This window comes from Mycoplasma sp. AC1221, from assembly GCF_054353815.1.
In genome coordinates this window covers 19,420-38,868 of the sequence record NZ_JBTHHH010000008.1, presented here as the reverse complement: position 1 = coordinate 38,868, position 19,449 = coordinate 19,420, and the positions used below count along the sequence as shown (strand labels likewise).

General features: G+C 25.6%; 11 protein-coding genes, 1 tRNA gene and 1 other RNA gene. 9 read left to right on the top strand and 4 right to left on the bottom strand.

Features of this window, described 5'->3' with window-relative positions; genetic code table 4:
- The first annotated feature begins 78 nt into the window (after positions 1 to 78).
- The 6 genes from ACXYRK_RS02000 (at position 79) to ssrA (ending at position 14,196) form a co-directional block, all read left to right on the top strand.
- Positions 79 to 10,104 (top strand): GDSL-type esterase/lipase family protein, encoded by a 10,026-nt coding sequence (locus tag ACXYRK_RS02000; protein ID WP_458617841.1) that lies wholly within the window; start codon positions 79 to 81, stop codon positions 10,102 to 10,104.
- 195 nt (positions 10,105 to 10,299) lie between these two features.
- On the top strand, positions 10,300 to 11,061 hold the full coding sequence (locus ACXYRK_RS01995; RefSeq protein WP_458617839.1) for a hypothetical protein: 762 nt from the start codon (positions 10,300 to 10,302) through the stop codon (positions 11,059 to 11,061).
- Positions 11,062 to 11,161: 100 nt separating this feature from the next.
- Positions 11,162 to 12,568 carry a hypothetical protein gene (locus ACXYRK_RS01990; RefSeq protein ID WP_458614060.1) on the top strand — a complete coding sequence of 469 codons (1,407 nt, stop codon included), beginning with the start codon at positions 11,162 to 11,164 and terminating at the stop codon, positions 12,566 to 12,568.
- Between the two features lie 2 nt (positions 12,569 to 12,570).
- Positions 12,571 to 13,299: a hypothetical protein gene (locus tag ACXYRK_RS01985; RefSeq protein WP_458614061.1), complete on the top strand. Its 729-nt coding sequence runs from the start codon at positions 12,571 to 12,573 to the stop codon at positions 13,297 to 13,299.
- An 81-nt stretch (positions 13,300 to 13,380) separates the two neighbouring features.
- Positions 13,381 to 13,827 (top strand): SsrA-binding protein, encoded by a 447-nt coding sequence (gene smpB / locus ACXYRK_RS01980; protein WP_435128922.1) that lies wholly within the window; start codon positions 13,381 to 13,383, stop codon positions 13,825 to 13,827.
- Positions 13,818 to 14,196, top strand: a transfer-messenger RNA (tmRNA) gene (gene ssrA, locus ACXYRK_RS01975). The genes smpB and ssrA overlap by 10 nt, the downstream gene beginning before the upstream one ends.
- A gap of 31 nt (positions 14,197 to 14,227) precedes the next feature.
- Here the strand turns inward: ssrA and ACXYRK_RS01970 are convergent.
- Positions 14,228 to 15,283, bottom strand: coding sequence for a hypothetical protein (locus ACXYRK_RS01970; RefSeq protein ID WP_458617837.1), 1,056 nt, complete (start codon positions 15,281 to 15,283; stop codon positions 14,228 to 14,230).
- A gap of 229 nt (positions 15,284 to 15,512) precedes the next feature.
- Here ACXYRK_RS01970 and ACXYRK_RS01965 point away from each other — a divergent pair, with 229 nt between their 5' ends.
- The 3 genes from ACXYRK_RS01965 to ACXYRK_RS01955 all read left to right on the top strand — a co-directional run bounded on the left by ACXYRK_RS01965 (position 15,513) and on the right by ACXYRK_RS01955 (position 18,405).
- Positions 15,513 to 16,928 (top strand): hypothetical protein, encoded by a 1,416-nt coding sequence (locus tag ACXYRK_RS01965; protein WP_458615073.1) that lies wholly within the window; start codon positions 15,513 to 15,515, stop codon positions 16,926 to 16,928.
- Positions 16,929 to 17,415: 487 nt separating this feature from the next.
- Complete coding sequence (locus ACXYRK_RS01960; RefSeq protein WP_458607341.1) at positions 17,416 to 17,667, top strand: hypothetical protein; 252 nt, start codon at positions 17,416 to 17,418, stop codon at positions 17,665 to 17,667.
- Between the two features lie 75 nt (positions 17,668 to 17,742).
- Positions 17,743 to 18,405 carry a hypothetical protein gene (locus tag ACXYRK_RS01955; RefSeq protein WP_458614611.1) on the top strand — a complete coding sequence of 221 codons (663 nt, stop codon included), beginning with the start codon at positions 17,743 to 17,745 and terminating at the stop codon, positions 18,403 to 18,405.
- Positions 18,406 to 18,467: 62 nt separating this feature from the next.
- On the opposite strand, the gene ACXYRK_RS01950 is transcribed toward ACXYRK_RS01955, so the two are convergent.
- From ACXYRK_RS01950 to rplM, 3 genes are all read right to left on the bottom strand, one after another.
- A tRNA-Ile gene (locus ACXYRK_RS01950) sits at positions 18,468 to 18,544 on the bottom strand.
- A gap of 53 nt (positions 18,545 to 18,597) precedes the next feature.
- On the bottom strand, positions 18,598 to 18,993 hold the full coding sequence (gene rpsI, locus ACXYRK_RS01945; protein ID WP_435128936.1) for a 30S ribosomal protein S9: 396 nt from the start codon (positions 18,991 to 18,993) through the stop codon (positions 18,598 to 18,600).
- Positions 18,993 to 19,427, bottom strand: a complete 435-nt coding sequence (gene rplM / locus ACXYRK_RS01940) for a 50S ribosomal protein L13 (protein WP_458617835.1) — start codon at positions 19,425 to 19,427, stop codon at positions 18,993 to 18,995. Before rplM ends, rpsI begins: the two co-directional genes overlap by 1 nt.
- Positions 19,428 to 19,449 lie beyond the last annotated feature (22 nt).

Genomic DNA, 19,449 nt, shown 5'->3' with positions numbered 1-19,449 from the left:
CATTCTTTTTTTTGGATAAATGTGGTATTATATAAAAAAGTCATTATATATAAAATATATAATGAAGTGAAAGGAAGTATGAAAAAAAGAAAGTTTCTTATAACAAGTTCCACCCTTTTATTAGCAGCTACTACTATTGCAGTTGCATGTAAGGCACCAGGTTCTTCTGAAGAATTACCTCGTGGAGGCAAGGAATTTTATCAAAAACCAGTTCTTATACCTAATACTCAACTCCCACAACAACCTGTACAACCACCTAAGAGCACATTGTCAAATGTAAATATTTTAGGTGATCAAAAATTTGACCATATCGATGAGGCAAAACGTAAAAAATCAGAACATTTTATTCCTGCTAATGAAGATATTCGTTATGTCGCGATTGGTGATTCGATTACTGAAGGATTTGATGGAACCTTGCCACAATCATATCCTGGTCAATTAGAAAGTGATGGAAGTATTTCGGGTGTTTCATATCCTGCATACTTAGCTCGTTTGTTAAATCAAAACCACCGTGTTAAAGCATTTAATAATTTTGCCGTATCTGGTTCTCGATTACTTGATTGAATCAAGTTACTTGGAATCCCTTATGATGATTCACTTGTTAAGGATGAAGATACATTAAGTATTTTTGGAAATGACTGACAAGCAAAAGCTCAACAAATAAAAGACAAGTTACAACAAGCAAACTTGGTTACTTTTTCGTTATCTGCTAATGATATCTTGTTTCTATTATTCCAAAACTTAGCAACTGATGATGTAACTAACTTAATAAAAAATTATTTAAAAGGTCAAGCAATTATTTCTGATGCAGTTGTTTTAATAAACAAGTTATTTAATAATGCGTTAAGAGAAACACAAAAAAGACTTACAACATTCGTAGCAAATTTAAAACAATTCGCTCCAAATGCTAATATAAACTTTATCGGTTATCCTACTCCGATGTTATCAATTGCCAATGTGATAAAAGAATATGTAGCTAAGTTATTAGGTGGAAGTTTAGATTTTTCACCACTTGATATCTTGGTAAATGTTTTAAACAAAGGAATTCGAGAGACTGCGATTATTAATAAAATTAACTTTATCCAACCTGTTAATAATGATTATTGAAATAAACATGCTTCCGAATTATCTACTATCTTTTTCGATATCCATCCAAATACTTTTGGATACAAAAAAATGGCAATGGATATATATTTAAAAATCACTAATCCATCACTAAATATTAATGATTATAAAGGGTATGATTTTTCACAAGAATATTTGGATTTTGATGCCAATAGTGCAACATACCAAATCCAACCTATTATTCCTAATTCACAACTTTTTGGACCAAACACTGCTTCATATTTAGATGTAGAAAATAATTATGAACAAGAAATTGATGACAAAAGAGATATATATAATTTTGGAAATCGCATTGCAGAATTAACTGAAACTTTTTCTTATCTAACTCGCGAAGCGTTTGATTTTTTAACTAATAACTCTATTTATAATGTTTTAGATCCAGAGCGTAAGTTAGCAAAGTTGTTTAATAAAAAAGTTGCTAGTGGTAAATTTGCTAAGGACTCATTAGTTGAATCTTTACTTCGTTCAAATACTTTACAAAGAATTTTATATAACTTGCAAACTCAACTACAAGAATATCAAGAACAAAATCAACTTACCTTAGATAATGTTTCTGCAGCATTTAAATACTCTATTTTAAATATAGATAACCTTGCTATAGTAATTTCTGCTGTTGCTTCAAGTGATATGGTTAAAGAGTATAAAACAGAGTTTGCTGATGCTTTAAAAACCATTTTAAATAATGCAATTAAGGTATTCGGACCAAATGTAAAATCTGCTGTAATGAATGCGATTTTAGCACCAATTAAAAAATATAATGTTAAAGAATCTGATATTTCATCAATACTTGATTCTGTTTTAAATTCTGAGCATCTTAAAGAACTAGTTTCAGCATTTGCGGATTCATATGCTTTACATCCAGATAACTTTACAGATGTTTCAAATTTATCTGATGTGTTTTCAAATATACTAAAAGATCCACAAATCAATACTCGCATTTCTAGTCACCTTAATGCCTTATTATTCGAGTTTTTAACTAGTCCTAAACTACAGGCAGTTGCTTCAGAATTTCTTTATAACTTTTTAAAAGAAAATAATTTAACAGCAAATATCACATCTGATGAAGTAAATGTTGTTATAAATGATTTAATTAAATTATTAAAACAACTTAATGATAACCAACAACTAATTGATAAATTTACCTCATATACATTGAATAGTTTTCCATATTACGGATACAACCACATTGGTGATTTATTTTCAGTAGCATTAAGATCTTTAATTACAACAGAATTTATTGGATTGCAAAATGAACCAAAATTACTTAATTTTATTAAAATAATTTTAAATTCTGATTTATTGCAGCATCATAAAGCATTTATAAAACAAATTATCAGTAATGCCTTAGATTTAAATACATTAAAAGGTATTTCAAAATCTGTATCCAATCTTTTTGCTAATAGTTCGGTTGCAAAATATATCCCAACTAAATCACTTGATAAGTTAATTAATTTAGTATTTAGTCAACCACAAATACTTGATATTTTAAAAGCAACCTTAGATGCGATTTTAAATAATACTGCTGAATATAATAAAGCGCAAAGCCTAAATGATTTAATTGCTAATGCAATACAACATTTACCAATTGATAATCTTAAACCACAATTAATTGCAATTTTTAATAATATTTTAACTAATAATGAACTACCACAAATCATCAATGATGTAATGTCTACATCGCTTACTACATTTGGGATAGATATTAAGAATTTAGATAATATCAAGTTTATAAGTGATTTTTCACAAAATATCATCCCATATATCCAAAAACAACAACTTATCAATCCGATTATTGATGCATTTATTGATAAACTTAATGCAGTTAAAACATCGAATGAACCAATAAAAATTCTTGCTCAAATCCCGGATGCAATTTTTGCAATCATTAAAAACAAATACACTACTAACACAATTACTCAAATTAAGGATTTATTGAATCAAAAATGAATTAAAGATAATTCAAATGGTGTGTTAAATACCGCTGCTGTCGTTTTAAATTCATTACAAGAATCAGGTGTGCTTTCAAGTGGTATAACATCATTATTAAGCAACTTGCTTGATAAACCACAAATAGCAAAATATGTTGATAAAAATGAAATTCTGCAATTAACTTTAAATGTTATAAATCGTCCACAAATAATGAAGTTAGTAGTTGCGCTTTTAGAAAGTGTTTTAAAGAATCCTGATTTACTTGATAAACTATCATCACCAAAAGAACTTGTTTCAATTCTTTTAAAAGAACCGAAAGTTAAAGAAGTTATAAATAAAGAAATTAAAGAGATTCTTTTAGATGTAATTAATAATAATGATCTAACTAAAACAACCTCTAAGATAATTTATGAAGTTACAAATGCAAATGGTTTCGCTCTTGATCAAAAGTTTTTACCTGTTCTTAATTCTGTTTATCCAAGTGCTTTAAGTGTACTTAAGTCATTAAATAAATTAAATCCTTTAATTGAACAAGTTATTGAACTTGTTACAACTTCTGATGATGTAAATTCATTATTATCAAAACTACCGCAATTAATATCATTATTTGACTTTAGCGATCTTGATTTATATAAACTTTTATTAAATACCCCTTTATTTACTACAAATAAAGAATTATTAAAAGAGTTGATTAATAAAGTTTTTGCTAAATTTAAAGATCAATATGCTTCAGCAGCACTTGACAAAATGCTCCCAGAGAGTGTTTTAGGACTTAATAAGACAGAATCAAAGACTTTGTTTGATAAGATAATCAAAAACACTGCGTTTAACTCTATATTTACCAATTTTACAGCATTTATCATAGATCACTCTCAAGAGTTTGTTAATGCAAATAGTTGAATAGACATAATTAATCTATTTTTAAAAGACACTAACTTTATAAGTTCAAACAAAGAATCGATTACCAACATTATTAATGAATATAAAACCGACACTACATTGAAGAAGTTATTAGCAAACATTATTAGTGAAAAAATAGGTAATTTATGAATCTTTGCACATACTACTAATAAAAACCAACTTATTTCTGATTTATTAGACTATTTATTATCACAATTTGATAATTTAAAAGTTGTAGAACATTTATTTAAAGCATTGGATTTATATCAAAAATCAAGAAATACTAATCCTATAAAGATACTTAATTTATTTGCAAATGAAATAGCATCCGAGTTTAGTTCAAATGTGATTTCTCAAAAAGTTATTACCTTAATTAAAGGGTTGCCAGATAATTTCATTTCAAGTCATAAAAATGATTTAAAGCAAATCTTTGTTAATGTATATGACCATTTTAAAACAGATGAACATTTAGGTTCAAAAATTTTAAATTTACTTCCACAAGCAACATTAGCAGAAGTTAATAAATATGCATCAGAACAAATAAGTGATCAAATTATTTATTCATTTTTAAATAAAGAATCTACTAAAAATTTATTTAAAGGAATTGTTGATAATATTTTAGATAACATCCAAAATCTTAAATCAATAAACAGTATCAAAGATTTATTAAATCTTGTTGTTAAATCTATTAATGGAGAACAACTAAAAACTAGTTTAACAACTTGAATCGATGAAATTTTAAATGATGATAGCTTGGTATCAAATATTAATACCATTCTATCGAATGTTATAAAATTTAACTTTGTTGAAATTTATAATGATCCACAAACTCATCAGTTTTTAAATATTTTTCTCAAAGAAGCATATTCATGAGCAAAAGAATTAGGAATTATTGACTTAGTTGCAAATAACTTAAAAACATTCTTTGATGATTCTGAATCAGTTTTTGATCAAAGAGTAGCAACTTTAAAAACTTCATTAGCATCACAGTTGCAAACCAAAGTTATTGAAAACTTACATAATTTAGTTAAAAAACTTTATAACTCAGATGCAGTTAAAAAATATCCAGCATATACAGCAACGGTTGCTAACTATATCTTTAATAGTCTTGTTAACAACATTTTAATCTTTAAGGATATCATAAATAATGCATTAGTTTCAAATCAGATTATAGATGCATCGCAAAAATTAAGTGATGAACAATTAAATCAATTAAACCCATTACTTAAGGCTATTAATAACCTTGATAGTAATGTTTCGATTATTGATAAAATACTTGCTATACCAGTAGCTGAAATTAATAAAACAACTAATACAAATGAATTAATTAGTTTATTTACAAATAAATTATTATCAGCAATTGATTTAAATAATTATGCATTTGTAAAAGTATTGTTAAATTCAGAATTTGTGCAAAATCAGCACAATTGACTAAAACAAATTTTTAACAAATTATTAGATAAATATTGAACAGATGCTAATACACAAGCATTAGCAGAAAAAATCTCGGTTGATTCAGTAGAAACTACCCTAGGATTTACAAAGGGTGCTTTAAGAGATTTGATTAAAACTATACTTAAAGATTCAAAAACTAAAGAAATCATTAAATCACTTGGTGATAGTGCTATTGATCATATTTCATCATTAAAAGCACCTGATTCATATAACCAGTTAGTTAAAGCAATTTTTAATATTACTGGATTAAAAGATTCTATTAAAGAAAAAGTAGTAGCTTTAATCAAAGAATTTGTTTCAAAAGCATCTGTTAAAGAAAAACTAAAATCACTTGTAATATCACTTTTAAATAAGGAAGTGTTGCAACCATATTTAAAAGGGGTAAATGATAAAAATAAACTCGCTGAAAACATCATCAAGATATACGATATAGTTGATAGTCAACTTGATATAAGTGAATTGACTTTTGAAGTAATTTATGCATCGTTGCAAAACAACGGATTAAACTTTAATTTTACAAGTATTGCTAATGCGATTTTAAATGGATTTAAAGCTCGTTTAAACAAGGATAATAAGCAAGAAGAAAATATTATTAAGTTATTAAAAGCAGTAATTAAATCTGGATTATTTACTGAAAATAAAACCGATATTATCACTATTATAACTAATATAATTACAAAATTAGGTGATGGAAGTTTTGTTGATGAATTGATAAATAATTTACCAACTGCTACAAAAACACAGATTCAAAACTTTATCGGATTAAGTCAACTTTCAGATGTTGCTAAAGCAATGTTGAAGAACATTCGTTTTCACAATTTAATTAATGCAACATTTAGTAAATTAATTGAACATATTAACGAATTTGAAAATGTTACTTCATATAATGATTTATTTAAAAAATTATTAACAGTTATAGATATAAATTCTATAAAAGTTGATTTAAAAGCATTTATTGATGATTTATTACAAAATTCTGATATCAATAATTCGCTTTATGAACTCATTAAGAATTTACTTGTTCAAAATGGTGTAAATGTAACAGAAAATGAAGTATTTATTCGTGCTTTTGTAAGTAATATCAAAGATGTTGTGCATCACATCGGTTTAATTGATCCGATTATCGAAAAAGTATTTGAAACTTTGCAACATGCTGCTTCAAGTACTGATGATGTATTAGTAAAACTTGCTCAAATACCTAATCAAATATCACAAATTATTACTGAAAAAGTATTTAAAAATCCTAAGCAATATGTAGATTCACTACTTGCTACAAACGTTATTGCCACACATAAAGAATCCTTTATTAAGGTTGTTACACAACTGTTAATTCATTTAAAAAATAATGGATATTTTGATAAATTTATCAATTCTGCAATCGATTCAATTAATAACAAACAAATACTATCGATTATTTCAAAAGATGATATTAAACAACTTGTAAAAGTGGTATTAAACGATACATTATCAACTCAAGCAATACAGACATTTGTACCTGAATTGATTAAAAATACCGATTGAATAACATATTTAAACAACCCTTTTGCTTTGTTTAAAAACTTACTACAAAATACCAATATTGAAAATTTTGTTAAAACAAGTTTTGCAAATGGAATTCAAAATATATTAACCAACACAACGGTTTCAAATATATTAGCAAGCGTTTTAGATAAATGAATAAATCAATTAGGCTTAAATCTTGCTGGTATTAATAAGATTTCATTAATTCATGATTTGATTTCTTCAATAATTCCATTTTTACAAAAAATTAATGTATATCAACCCTTAATTAACTTATTAACTGATACATTTGCATCAACGGATTCATTTGCAGCATATGCAGCAAAATTAAAAGTTGAAATACCAAAATTGTTTGTATTTAATGATAATGTTTTAATTGCGGCATTACAAACATTCGAAAATATTAAAAATCATAAAAATACAGTAGTACAAAATGGTGTTGCTTTATATAACTCAATAAGTGAAAATGATGCATTTGTCGATCAAATGTTTGCTTATATTTTCAAGAACCCAAATTCATATACAAGCAATGGCATTGATGTAGAGTTACTTAAAAAAGTAATTAAAAGTTTGTTAAAAAATAATGAAATTAAATCAAGAATAGCAACTTTATTAGATAATGTTATAAGTAGATATGATGTTATTAAAAACTCACATAATCTTTCTGAATTAATTAAAAATATATTCAATAATGATGATTTTAAAAATTCATTAAAAACTATTGGCAAGAAATTAATATCTCTATTTTATAAAAATGATGATATCAAGAACCTTATTGCTAAATTTGCTATTCATAAACTTGAACACTCAGACTTTGCTGCATTATTAACTAATGTATCACATAAAGAAGACTTAGTAAAAGCTTTATTAGGTGCAATTAAAGAAGTTAATCATTATGTTCCTGTTACAGATTTATTAATTGATTCATCAGTTGATGAAGTAGCAAGAAATGGACTTAATTTTGATTTTAATAGTGTATTAAATAAATTAATAGAAAGTTTCAAGTTATTTGTTTCATCTCATGATTATGAAGCAAAAATCATTGATTTACTTAACGATGTAGTTCGAGAAAATGGTATTCAACAAAACAAAAATGATTTTATTATTTTAGTTGAAAATATATTTAAATTAGCAATACAAAAAGTTGATTTTGGTGGATTTATTTGAAACGCTTTTGATGCAAAAACTCAAGCATTTATTACAAATGGATTTTTATCACAAAGCGAATTTACTAATTTAATTAATTCTGCGTTAAAAGTAGATACATTAAAAACATTAATTACAAATATTGCTAAATACTACATAAATAATGTAAATACATTTGCTTATTCAAACACTTTTTTCGATGTGTTTAAAAAATATATTTCAGTAGCAGCAAATGAAAGTGAGTTTAAAAATTCAATTAAAAAACTTGCTTTAGATGGTTTATCATCAGCTGCAACTAAAACAGCAATTAAATCAGTGATTGAAAAAGCAGTATCATTTTTAAATGTTAAGAAATCAACTAATATTAATGACTTTATCGAAGCATTCGCAAATGATTTTGGCAATATGTTTAATCGAATTGGTGTATTTGATAACCTTGCTGATTCAATGGTACAAACCATTAAACAGGTTAATGATTTTAATGGATTTAAATCTAAGTTTATCGCTAATGCATTACAAACGATAAAAGTTACTGATTTTCCATTTATTAAAAAAGTTATTAACGATCATGTTATTACACAGCATAAAGTTGGTGCTAAGGAGTTATTGGTAAATTTAGTATCAAACCTGTTAGATGATAAGACTAAAATAACTAAAGTAATTCACGATCTTAACCTTTCAAAGGTTTTAGTTGAAGACGGAGTTTTTAATGATCCAAGTGTAATTAATGACACAATTATTTTAGCTTTACAAAACAAAAATATCCGTGATATTATTAATATGGTTATAGGTGATTTTATTGATCGTGGAAATGATTATCAAATTGCTGATGATTGATTTGGAGCGATAAATATCTTATTTAAATCACCTAATTCAAAAGACTTTAAATCTAAATTTACTACATGAGTTAAAGAAACATTGTCTAACCCTGATCCAAGAATTGCTAAAGGACTTGCACAGGTGATGATTGCCAAACTTCGTAATCTAGGATTTAATCTTACTGAAAACAAGCATCTAACTTTATACCAAAATGTTATAAGTAACCTTATGAAAGCATTAGTAAAACGTCCTGAATTACCTATAATAGTTAATAACATATATGAAAACATTAAAAAAATACAATTAAGTAAAAATAAAGATAATTTTGCTTATATAAAACGTGCTTTTTTAGATGGTGCTTTATACATGATATTAACTAATGATCATAAAAACATTGATATAGGTAAAATGGGTAGTCAAGCTAATCTAATTGCATTTATTGCAGATGCAATTGGTGATGAAAATTATGTTCGCTTTTTAAATTCCTTATTTGAAACCAGTGATATGAGCAAAAGAGGTGGGATTTATCATTTTATTGATACACTGATACTTAAAAAGAAACCTGTAAGTAATTCGAATGCATCGAGTTCATCGAATAAACCAAGCTCACCAAATGCTAAAAAAGATGTGCCAGCACCATATGGAGTAGTATATGGTGGAATAACAGAGATATTCAGGAACGGAGATAAAGTTTCGGATTTACTAGGTTCAATTTTTGCACCTATATATCGTCAAATGATTGTAAAACTAAGCAAAAAACAATATAAAATAGGTAAAGACTTTTATAAAAATGATGAATTCAGGTTATTATTTAGACTTTCAGCATTTATCTTATGATTTATCCATACGGGAGCAGGTGTAACAGGTGAAATTTTCTGAGGTTTTTCAGGTTTAGATGTTGAAGGTTACTTTATGGGTGGTTTATGGTCAGGTTTTGAAAAAGCAATTAATGATTCTAGATATAAACTCATTTTTAATAAACTTACAACTGATCAAAAGGTTGCAATGGGAATGGCAAGACGTGGAGGATTTAATAAAGAATTCGTGTTAGGAAATAGGTCATATAGCACAAGCATAAAAAATTATTGAAGTGATCAATTATTAGCCTATATTTACTATGATTCTCCTACCCAAAGAGATCGTCATACTCGTAAATTGATGCGACAAGTTTTAGAAGAAGCCATTGCTCGTGGTTCGTTAAAAAGATAAGAATACTATATAAAAATACTAGCTATGACTAGTATTTTTATATACTTATGAAGGGATAATGATGGTAAAAAGATTAACAACTATTTATGCTAATTTTTCTTCCCTTGTTTATTGCACAAGGTAATAAGGAAAGTTTTTAATATTTTCCAATAAATAGCAATATTTGATAAAATAAAGTAATAAGGAAATATATTTATGGATTGAGATTCTTTTGTATTTATTATGGTAATTATTTTTAGTTTTATTTTTTCTGCTGTACCAAGTACTTGACTATGTATTGTAAGTTTTATAAGGCTTAATATGACTAATTTTGTAACTAATAAAATTACTATACTATCTAGATTAGAATCTGCAAAAAACACTAATATTTTATTTAAAGAAGGTGCAAAAATATTTCTTAAAAAAAGTAAAACACATCAAAAAATTGGTATTGGTATTCTAACATCATTAATTTTTGCTATATTAATATTAGAAATATCTCTACAAATTGCAATAAAATATAATATATTTGAAATGAAAGATTCTGAAATTATAAATTTAAATTATATAAGGATGATAGATATTATATATGTAATATATTTTATTGTTACTTTTAAGTTTTTGAAATTATATACCAAGGCACTCAGAAAATCTAAAGTAATAATAGAAAATTTAATAGAAAAATTTGAATTTCATCAAGATGAGTACTTTTTAAATGGAATTACTGAAACCAACTATTTTAAAAATAAACCTATTTATCATATTGATTATGAAAGTGAGAAGAAGGTTTTGCTAAATTATGAATATTTAATAGGCTATTCAAGTAAAAAACAAGAAATAATTGCTATGAATTATTTTTTTGCTTGAGGTTATCATTTTAAAGAAGTTCATAACGGGAACCTTATATATATAGATTTATATAAACAATTTTTATATTTAAAAAATGAATGAATAAATAAAAAAGGGTTATATAATTAATACAAAGTAGGACGAAAGGATTAACAGGTATTTATGATAATCTTTTTGTCCTACTTTATGAATTTTGATAAAATGAAAACATAAAATAATAAAGGAAAATATGAAAAAATTACTATTTGATTTAGGTGATCCAATTTCTGGTTTGGGTGGTATTGCTGGTGTTCCAGCACATATTGTTAAATTAGAAGTTCAAAATGAAGAAAAAAGAGTTGTATTAGATTTTATAAATGATGATTTGCTTACAAAAGATTTATTCAAAGATAATAATAAAATTTTAGATAATCTTACAGAAAGCATTGTTTCAAAAAGTAAAACTGTAACAAAAGCAACAACAGAAATTACTTTTTCAAACTTTAAGCAAATATCTGAAAACTTTATAAATATATATAAACAAAAGAAGTTAATTACAAATCAACAAGCAAGTAGATTAAGTGATTATATTAACAATAAAGGATTCGTAGAATTTAAAAAGAAACTTAAAAAAGACTTGAATAATTTCAAATCGGATTTAAGAAGTAAATATGAAGACTATAAAAGAAGAAATAGATCAAGTCAAGAAATTCAGCAAATTGTTTTAGATGGAGAAAAAGGTTATCAAATAAATATTAACAACCAACAAGAAAATTCAAAAAAATTAACTATTCACTTTTTTGAATTAGAAAAGCAAGTAAAACAATTAAATTCGATTTATAAAGATATAAATGATAATCTTGTTTATTTAAATAGTACACTAAAAAAATTATTAGCAGCACAAGTAAGTATGTCAGTTGCTTCTGTAATAAGTACAATAATAGGTTTTTTTAGCTTGGGCTGAGGCTTCATCGGGACAGTAGTTTCAACGACTGCATCAATTGGTCTAAGTATTGCAATCTCAAATATAAGAACACAAAGAGATGTATATTTAAATAATATGAAGCAATTACAAAAGATATTTAAACCATCAAAACAAAATCTTGGTGAAAGTGTATATGATGGTTATGGATATGCACGTAATGTAATTGATGGATACGCACTTAACATATTTTCAGCAGCAAAGAATTATAAGGAAGGTCATTTTTTTAAATTCGCTATCGAAGGGAGCGCAAAACTTCTCAAATCACTTTTTATTCATATACCATCACTAGCCTTAGACGGACTCGATATATATACTAATGCTAACGAAATAAAACAAACAAACGATGTAGCAGTTAAAATAAATAATTTTTTATCTAGTATTGAATCAAAATTAATTGCTATCTCAAAAGAAATTGATGAGATTAAGAAAGTTGAATGAGTTGTTATAAAAGAGACACTACAAACTGATCTTTATAGTAACGGTGGAGTAGGAGGAAAAAATTTAGTTTTTAAAAACCTAAGCACTGGGCAAGTTCTGAATATAGATGAAATGCTGAAAAAATCTGACATACAACTATGATTATGAAATCTTAGGAAAGTTTATAACCCAAAAACCAAACAATTTTACATAAGAAAATTACCTAATCATACAAAAATAGATAATTTAGGGTAAAAATGCCATTAGAGTTTTATTTAGGAATTAATGGTGGTATGGCGGGTTTTATTCTCTTAATTTTGATGCCAACTTTTATTTTATTGTATATTATAAGATATCAATATCCTTGTTTTATTATAGAAGATGTTTATAAACGTGATATAAAAATAAAATCAAATGAATATCACATTACTTTTATTAATGGTTGAAATAAAATACAAAAATATATATATAAAATCTATAAAGAACTTTTATATATTGTTTCAATTACAAGTTTTCTCTTAATTGTGATTTTCATTTATTATATTACTAATATGGTGCTTTATCAAAAAGAAGGTGGATCTTCCGGTATTTGAATATTTCAATTTTTAAGTATGTTAGTTATTCCTTATAGTGCATTTATGTTTGTATTCTATGTTTATATTAAAGGTTTTTTATTTAGTAAAAAGTCACTTAGACATTTTGAACAGTGTGTTAAACAAGCAATAGTTATAGAAGACCAACCACTATTAGATGCATCAGTATATTTTAATAACGGATTGAAACCAAATAATTATATATATATCCCAAGATGATTTTTTGACGATAAAGTTCGCTTATTAAGAGTTTCTTATTTTAAGAAAACTTTTAAAACAGATGCACAAGATGTATATGCATTCTTTATTTATAAAATGCACGAATCATTTAGAAAAGAACATGAGGCATATTACCACGGGCTATATTTTGACTATGTAAATTTTAATAATTAAGAAATTATTATGTATAAAGGTTTATAAAAAACAGATTCTCATTTTATATGATTCGAATAAAATTGTATAATATATTAACTTATGAAAATTATTGCAAATAATAAGCAAGCGCATCGAGATTATGAAATTTTAGATAAATATGAAGCAGGCATTCAACTACAAGGATGAGAGGTTAAGTCAGCCCGTGCTAATTCTGTAAGTATTGATGTTGCTTATGGTTCAATTTATAAAAATGAAATATATTTAAGTGAAGCATTTTTTAAAGAATATATGCAAGTAAAATGTGAACCTACCCGAATCCGTAAGTTATTAATGCATAAAAGTGAAATTCGTAAGTTAAAACATATTTTGGATACTCAACAGGTTACACTTATTCCCTTAAAAATTTATTTTAACAAAGTATCAAAGATAAAAGTTGAAATTGCAGTTGCTAAAGGGTTGAAAAAGTATGACAAACGTGAAAGAATAGCCAAAAAAGAAGTTGAAAAAAGGTTACAAAAAACTTTAAAAACTTATTTGGGGGCATAATGGTTTCGACATATATAGGTAAATTTGTATCGCAGTAGTGTGGAAGACTATAATTTCTACTAGGCTTTTTTAAACGGAAAAGATAATAAAACAGAAACTCCAGAAGTTTCACCAGTGTTCTTTGCAACACAATCAAATTTTGCTTTCGCATAAGAATTAGAGAGCAAGTTGTTTTTAGTTTTTCCTGGACTATTAAACAAGGTTTACAAGGATCGGGTTATTAGTTAGCATAAATAATCTTAAATAAGCTAAAATCAAGTTATTTATTTTGTTTGTTTTAAATAATTTGATTAATAAAATAAACTAAACTGTAGAAGTATGAATTATATTTATGTGTGGACACGGGTTCGATTCCCGTTGCTTCCACCATTTTTTTGCCCTTTTTAAAAAAGCAGAGTATTTACCCTGCTGCGATTTTATTTTTCAGTGATGCAATTGCTATATTTACGAATCTATTTACAAAACTATTTGTTATCGATTCTAACTTATATATCAAAAAGAATGGAACATATTTAATAAAAGGAAGTTTAGAAACCATTTCTCATACAAATTCCGAAAGTGAGTTACTAATTTTTGATGTTATGATTCCTTTGTCATCGATTAAAATTAATACTTTAATGAATTTTATAAAGTTCTTTGCATTTTCGTTTCTATCAAAATAGTCATTTATAGCAATTTTCATTTTCTTAGTTATTGTGTTTCTTAAATTTTCATCTATAATTCTTGCATCATTTCAATCTTTTTTAGGTTTTGAAAAGTCAATTTTAATAACATTTGATTCGCAGTTTTTCTCGCTTGTTTTAAGTTTAATTTCTAGCGAATAATTTGGTTTGATATTTTGATTAATTTCTGTTATTTGCAAATCATCGGCAAGTTTGATATTGGCATTTTTAATGAAGAAGTTTTTTATTTCGCTTACAACTTCGTTATATTCATTGAGTTTATTGTTTTGAGCTGCTTTTTGATATGAAATTCTACCACTAATTCCGCCACCTGCATCATGAATCATATTTTTTAATGTGTCCTCAAATCAATTAATATCCACATAATAGTTATTAAAAAACTTTTGTAATTCTTTTTCAATTGATTTAAGTTCTTTATCATTGTTTGCATCTAATGTAAGCAATGTTTCTGATTTAGTATCTAGATTAAATTTTAAAGTGTTTGACTTAATTTTTGCTTGTAGCTTGATAAATTCTTGTCTTGTAAACTTCTTTGTGATACCAATTTTACTTGTTTTTATTATCACAAAATCATAATCATTTGCATCTAGTGCTTCTAACTTATTGATAAAGTTTGTATATTGATATGGAACAGTAAAAATATCATAATCATATGAAATATCCAGGTTTTTAGGTTCTTCTTTTTTGCTTTCTACCTTAGAACAACTTGTTGTAATGGCTATAACAGGTATAAACGATGAAATTGAATATTTTATAAGTCTTATTAGTTTCATAGATTTATTTTACAAAAAAAAAAAAAAAAACAAGTCGAAAGTTGGCAATTCAAGACAAATTACCTAAAAAACACGAAAATATTTTCATTATTATGCATTTTAATTAAAAAAATGAAGAAACACTTATACACTTTTATCGCTTAACATATAATTTAAGTTAATATTTGTCTATAAATAGGTTGTATAAAATACAAAATTTTTGATAAAATTAAAACATAAAAGGAATTATATGAAAAAAGTAATTTTTCAATTAGGTGAACCCATTGCAGGACTAAGTGGTTTATCTGGAATAAATCAAAATAATGTTCAAATAGAAAGTAAGCTAACTAAAAACCTTACTTATACTGAAAAATATAATGAATTAGAAAAAGTTTCATATTTGTCTAAATCTTTGTTTAAAAATAAAGATGTGTTACTTGATAATATAGTCGAAAATTTAATGTCAAAGAAAAAAGGCACAGTAAAAGCAGTCAATGAGATTTCCATAACTGATTTTAAGGAACTAGCAAGTAATTTTGTAAAAATATATAAAGAAAAAAATGTAGTTACACCAGAACAACAAGAAAAAATCAACAATTTTATTTCAAATGATGGATATAAAAAATTTAAAAAAGAATTAAAGACATCATTGAATAATTTTAAATCTAATATCACTAATAATAAAGAACAAACAAAAGAATCTTTACGAGATGAAACAAAAATAAAAAGAGTTATTTTAGATACAAATAAAGGTTATGTTATTAATATTGATAATAATGAAGTAAACTCAAAAACACTTACAAAGCAGTTTTTTGAACTTGAAAAAGAGAAAGATAAAATTGTAAAAACATATAAAGATATAAATGATAATATACTTTGATATAACAAAAGACTAAAAATTATGTACGGTTTACAAGTAGGTACTGCTGTCGCTTCTGCTTTTAGTTTCTTTTTAGGGATATTTAGTTTGGGTTTAGGATTCATTGCGAGTGGTTTGTCTGCTACAACTTCTTTTATACTAAGTGCTATAATAAATAGTTTTGAAACACAAAGAGATGCTTATATAAAAAACAGAAAAGAATTAAAGGGATTTTTTAATTTACCTGAATCATCATTGCTGGATGGAGTTTTAGAAGGTTATTCATATGCTAAGAATGTAATTTCAGGATGAACATGAAATATTTATACTCTTGCTAAAAATTATAAAAGAAATTTTTTTAAATTTAGCAAAGTAAGTAAAGGTGTATTTGTGCAAAAAATGTTTGTTCATATTCCTTGATTTGAACTTGAGATACTAGATGGAGTCTTATCTGGTTTAGAAATAAAAAATATAGATAATATGAATGCTCAGGTAAATGACTATCTAAGATCATTAGAGAATAAATTAAAAAACATCGCATCAAATTTAAATAATATTAAAACCGTAGAATGAGTAGTTGTAAAGGAAACACCACTAAATAAAACTTATAACCAAGGTGGTATAGGTGGAAGAAATTTAGTTTTCAAAAATCTTAAAACCAATGAAGTATTAACTTTAAATCAAATGTTAGATAAGCCAGATTGATTACTTCATTTATGAGGGTTGAAAAAAGTATATAACAAAAAATATAATTATTGATATATAAGAAAATTACCTAATAAAACAAAAACTGATAATTTAGGATAATATGACAATAGAATATATTTTTATTTTTCTTATCATAAATATTTGTTTTGTGATTCTAGTACATATATTTTTTGTTGTTATTTATACAAAAAGATATCAAAACTTCTTTTTTATAACAAAAGATACATATATAAGGGATATAACTCAAAAAACTAATGAATACCACATAAATTTTATTAAAGGTTGATATAAGTTTCGTAAGTATCTATTGACCTACAATCGAAAAATATTATATTGGTTTATAATCATAATCTTTAGATTTGTTAGTTTACCACCACTTACTTTGTTATTTATTTTATTAGATCATTATTTAAATTCTAAAACATTCCCAGAAATGATATTACTTTTTGTATTTATATATATAGCCTTTTTGGTTATGGATATATTCACATTTAGATATTGTTTTAAGGGTTATTTTCTTGGTAAAAAAGTACTTAAATATTTTGATTATAAAGTAAAAAATACAAACATTTTAGATACTAAAAATATGCTAGATGTAAATATTTATTTTAATAGTGGGTTGCCGATAAATAACTATATACATTTACCAACAAATATTTTTGATTTTAAGGATAGGATAATGACAACTAAGGAATTTAAAAAGTTATTCAAAGCCGATGCATATGATATTTTTGCATTTTTTATCTTTGATATGCACAAATCTTTTAAAGAAGAACATAGTGATTATTTTTATGGTTTATATATGGATTATGTGAATTTTTTTAATCAGGAAGTTTAAATAATGATTGTATCCATTATTATACTAACGACTATAAATTTATTTTTCATAATATCTTTATTTTCATTTGCCTTATTGATTAAGTTGTTTGTTCAAGATAATTCATTTACTAATTTTCTTTTATATAAAACAGAAAAACTAATACATATTTCTGAAGCAAAGAAAACAAATATATTATTTAAAAAAGGTGCATTGTTATATATAAAAGAAAGTAAAAATAAGCTATATTCATATGGTATCTTCTTATTATTTATAACTTTTTCCTTATTTTTAAATGAATTATTAATAAATTTATCTGTTTATAAAATAATCAACTTTGATAACGACTTGATTAGCACCTTAAGTTATTTTCATATTTTTGATGCTGTATATCTTTTGATAATTATTCTTTTATTTTATTTTATAATACAGATGTACATTAAAAACAAAAAGATGAAAAATAACTTCAATGAATGACTAATATACTTTGAATATGATGAAAGCGAATTATATTTAAGTGGTGAAACAGAGTCTAAATCAGATGAAAACAAACCATTGTATCATCTTTTTGATAATAATAAGAAGTTTTTGATGAATATGTTATCTGTAAAGGCCTTTATAATAAACTCAAAATCTGCACTACCGATATTCTATTTTTTAATTTTTGGTTATCATTTTAAAGAGTTAAGCAATGGTAATGTAATTTATAAAGACTTATATCAAGCATTTTTATTTTACAAAGATCGAGAAAATATTTAAGAAAACAATAAAGACAAAAACAAAAGAAGGTAAAACCTTCTTTTGTTTAGTCAAATTTGATATGGTGCGAACGAATGGACTTGAACCATCGACCTCACGATTATCAGTCGTGTGCTCTAACCAGCTGAGCTACGCTCGCATAAGCAAGACTATTATATCATATTTATATAATAATCTAGCATTATTTGAAAATTAACGTTTAGAGAATTGTCTTGCACGACGTGCAGCACGTAATCCAGGTTTTTTACGCTCTTTAGCACGAGCATCTCTAGTAAGCATTCCTGCTTTTTTTAAGATAGCACGGTAATCAGCGCTTGCTTCTAATAAAGCACGAGCAATACCCAATCTTATTGCTCCGGCTTGACCACTTAATCCACCACCACATACATTAACATTAACATCAAATGTTCCGAATGTTTCAGTTAATACAAAAGGTTGATTAGCATCTTTTAAGTATATATCAGATGTTAAATATTCACGAGCATCACGTTTATTGATTAAAAATTTTCCTTTTCCTGGTGTTAATTTAACACGAGCAACAGATGATTTTCTTCTTCCTAAACCACGGTATTCTAATTTTTGGTTCATTATTTAACCTCTAATCTTTCTGGATTTTGTGCTTTTTTATTATGTTCTGGACCTGCATAAACAAATAAATTACGACGCTGTTTATTACCAAGTTTTGTATGAGGAATCATTCCACTAACTGCTTTTTCTACTAATGCAGTAGGTCTTTTTACTCTTAACTTTGCTGCTGTAATACTTTTTAAACCACCAGGATAACCTGAGTGTGAGTAGTAAATTTTTTGTTCATCTTTTTTAGCAGTCAAAATAACTTTAGCGGCATTTACAATAACAACATTATCACCCATATCAGCATTTGGTGTAAATGTAGGTTTATTTTTTCCTCTTAAAACAGAAGCAACAAATGCAGCAAGACGACCTAAAACTTGTCCTTCAGCATCGATTACATATCATTTTTTATTTGCTTGTTGTGTATTTACAATAGTTGTTTGTCTCATACATCCTCCTACGTTAATTGAA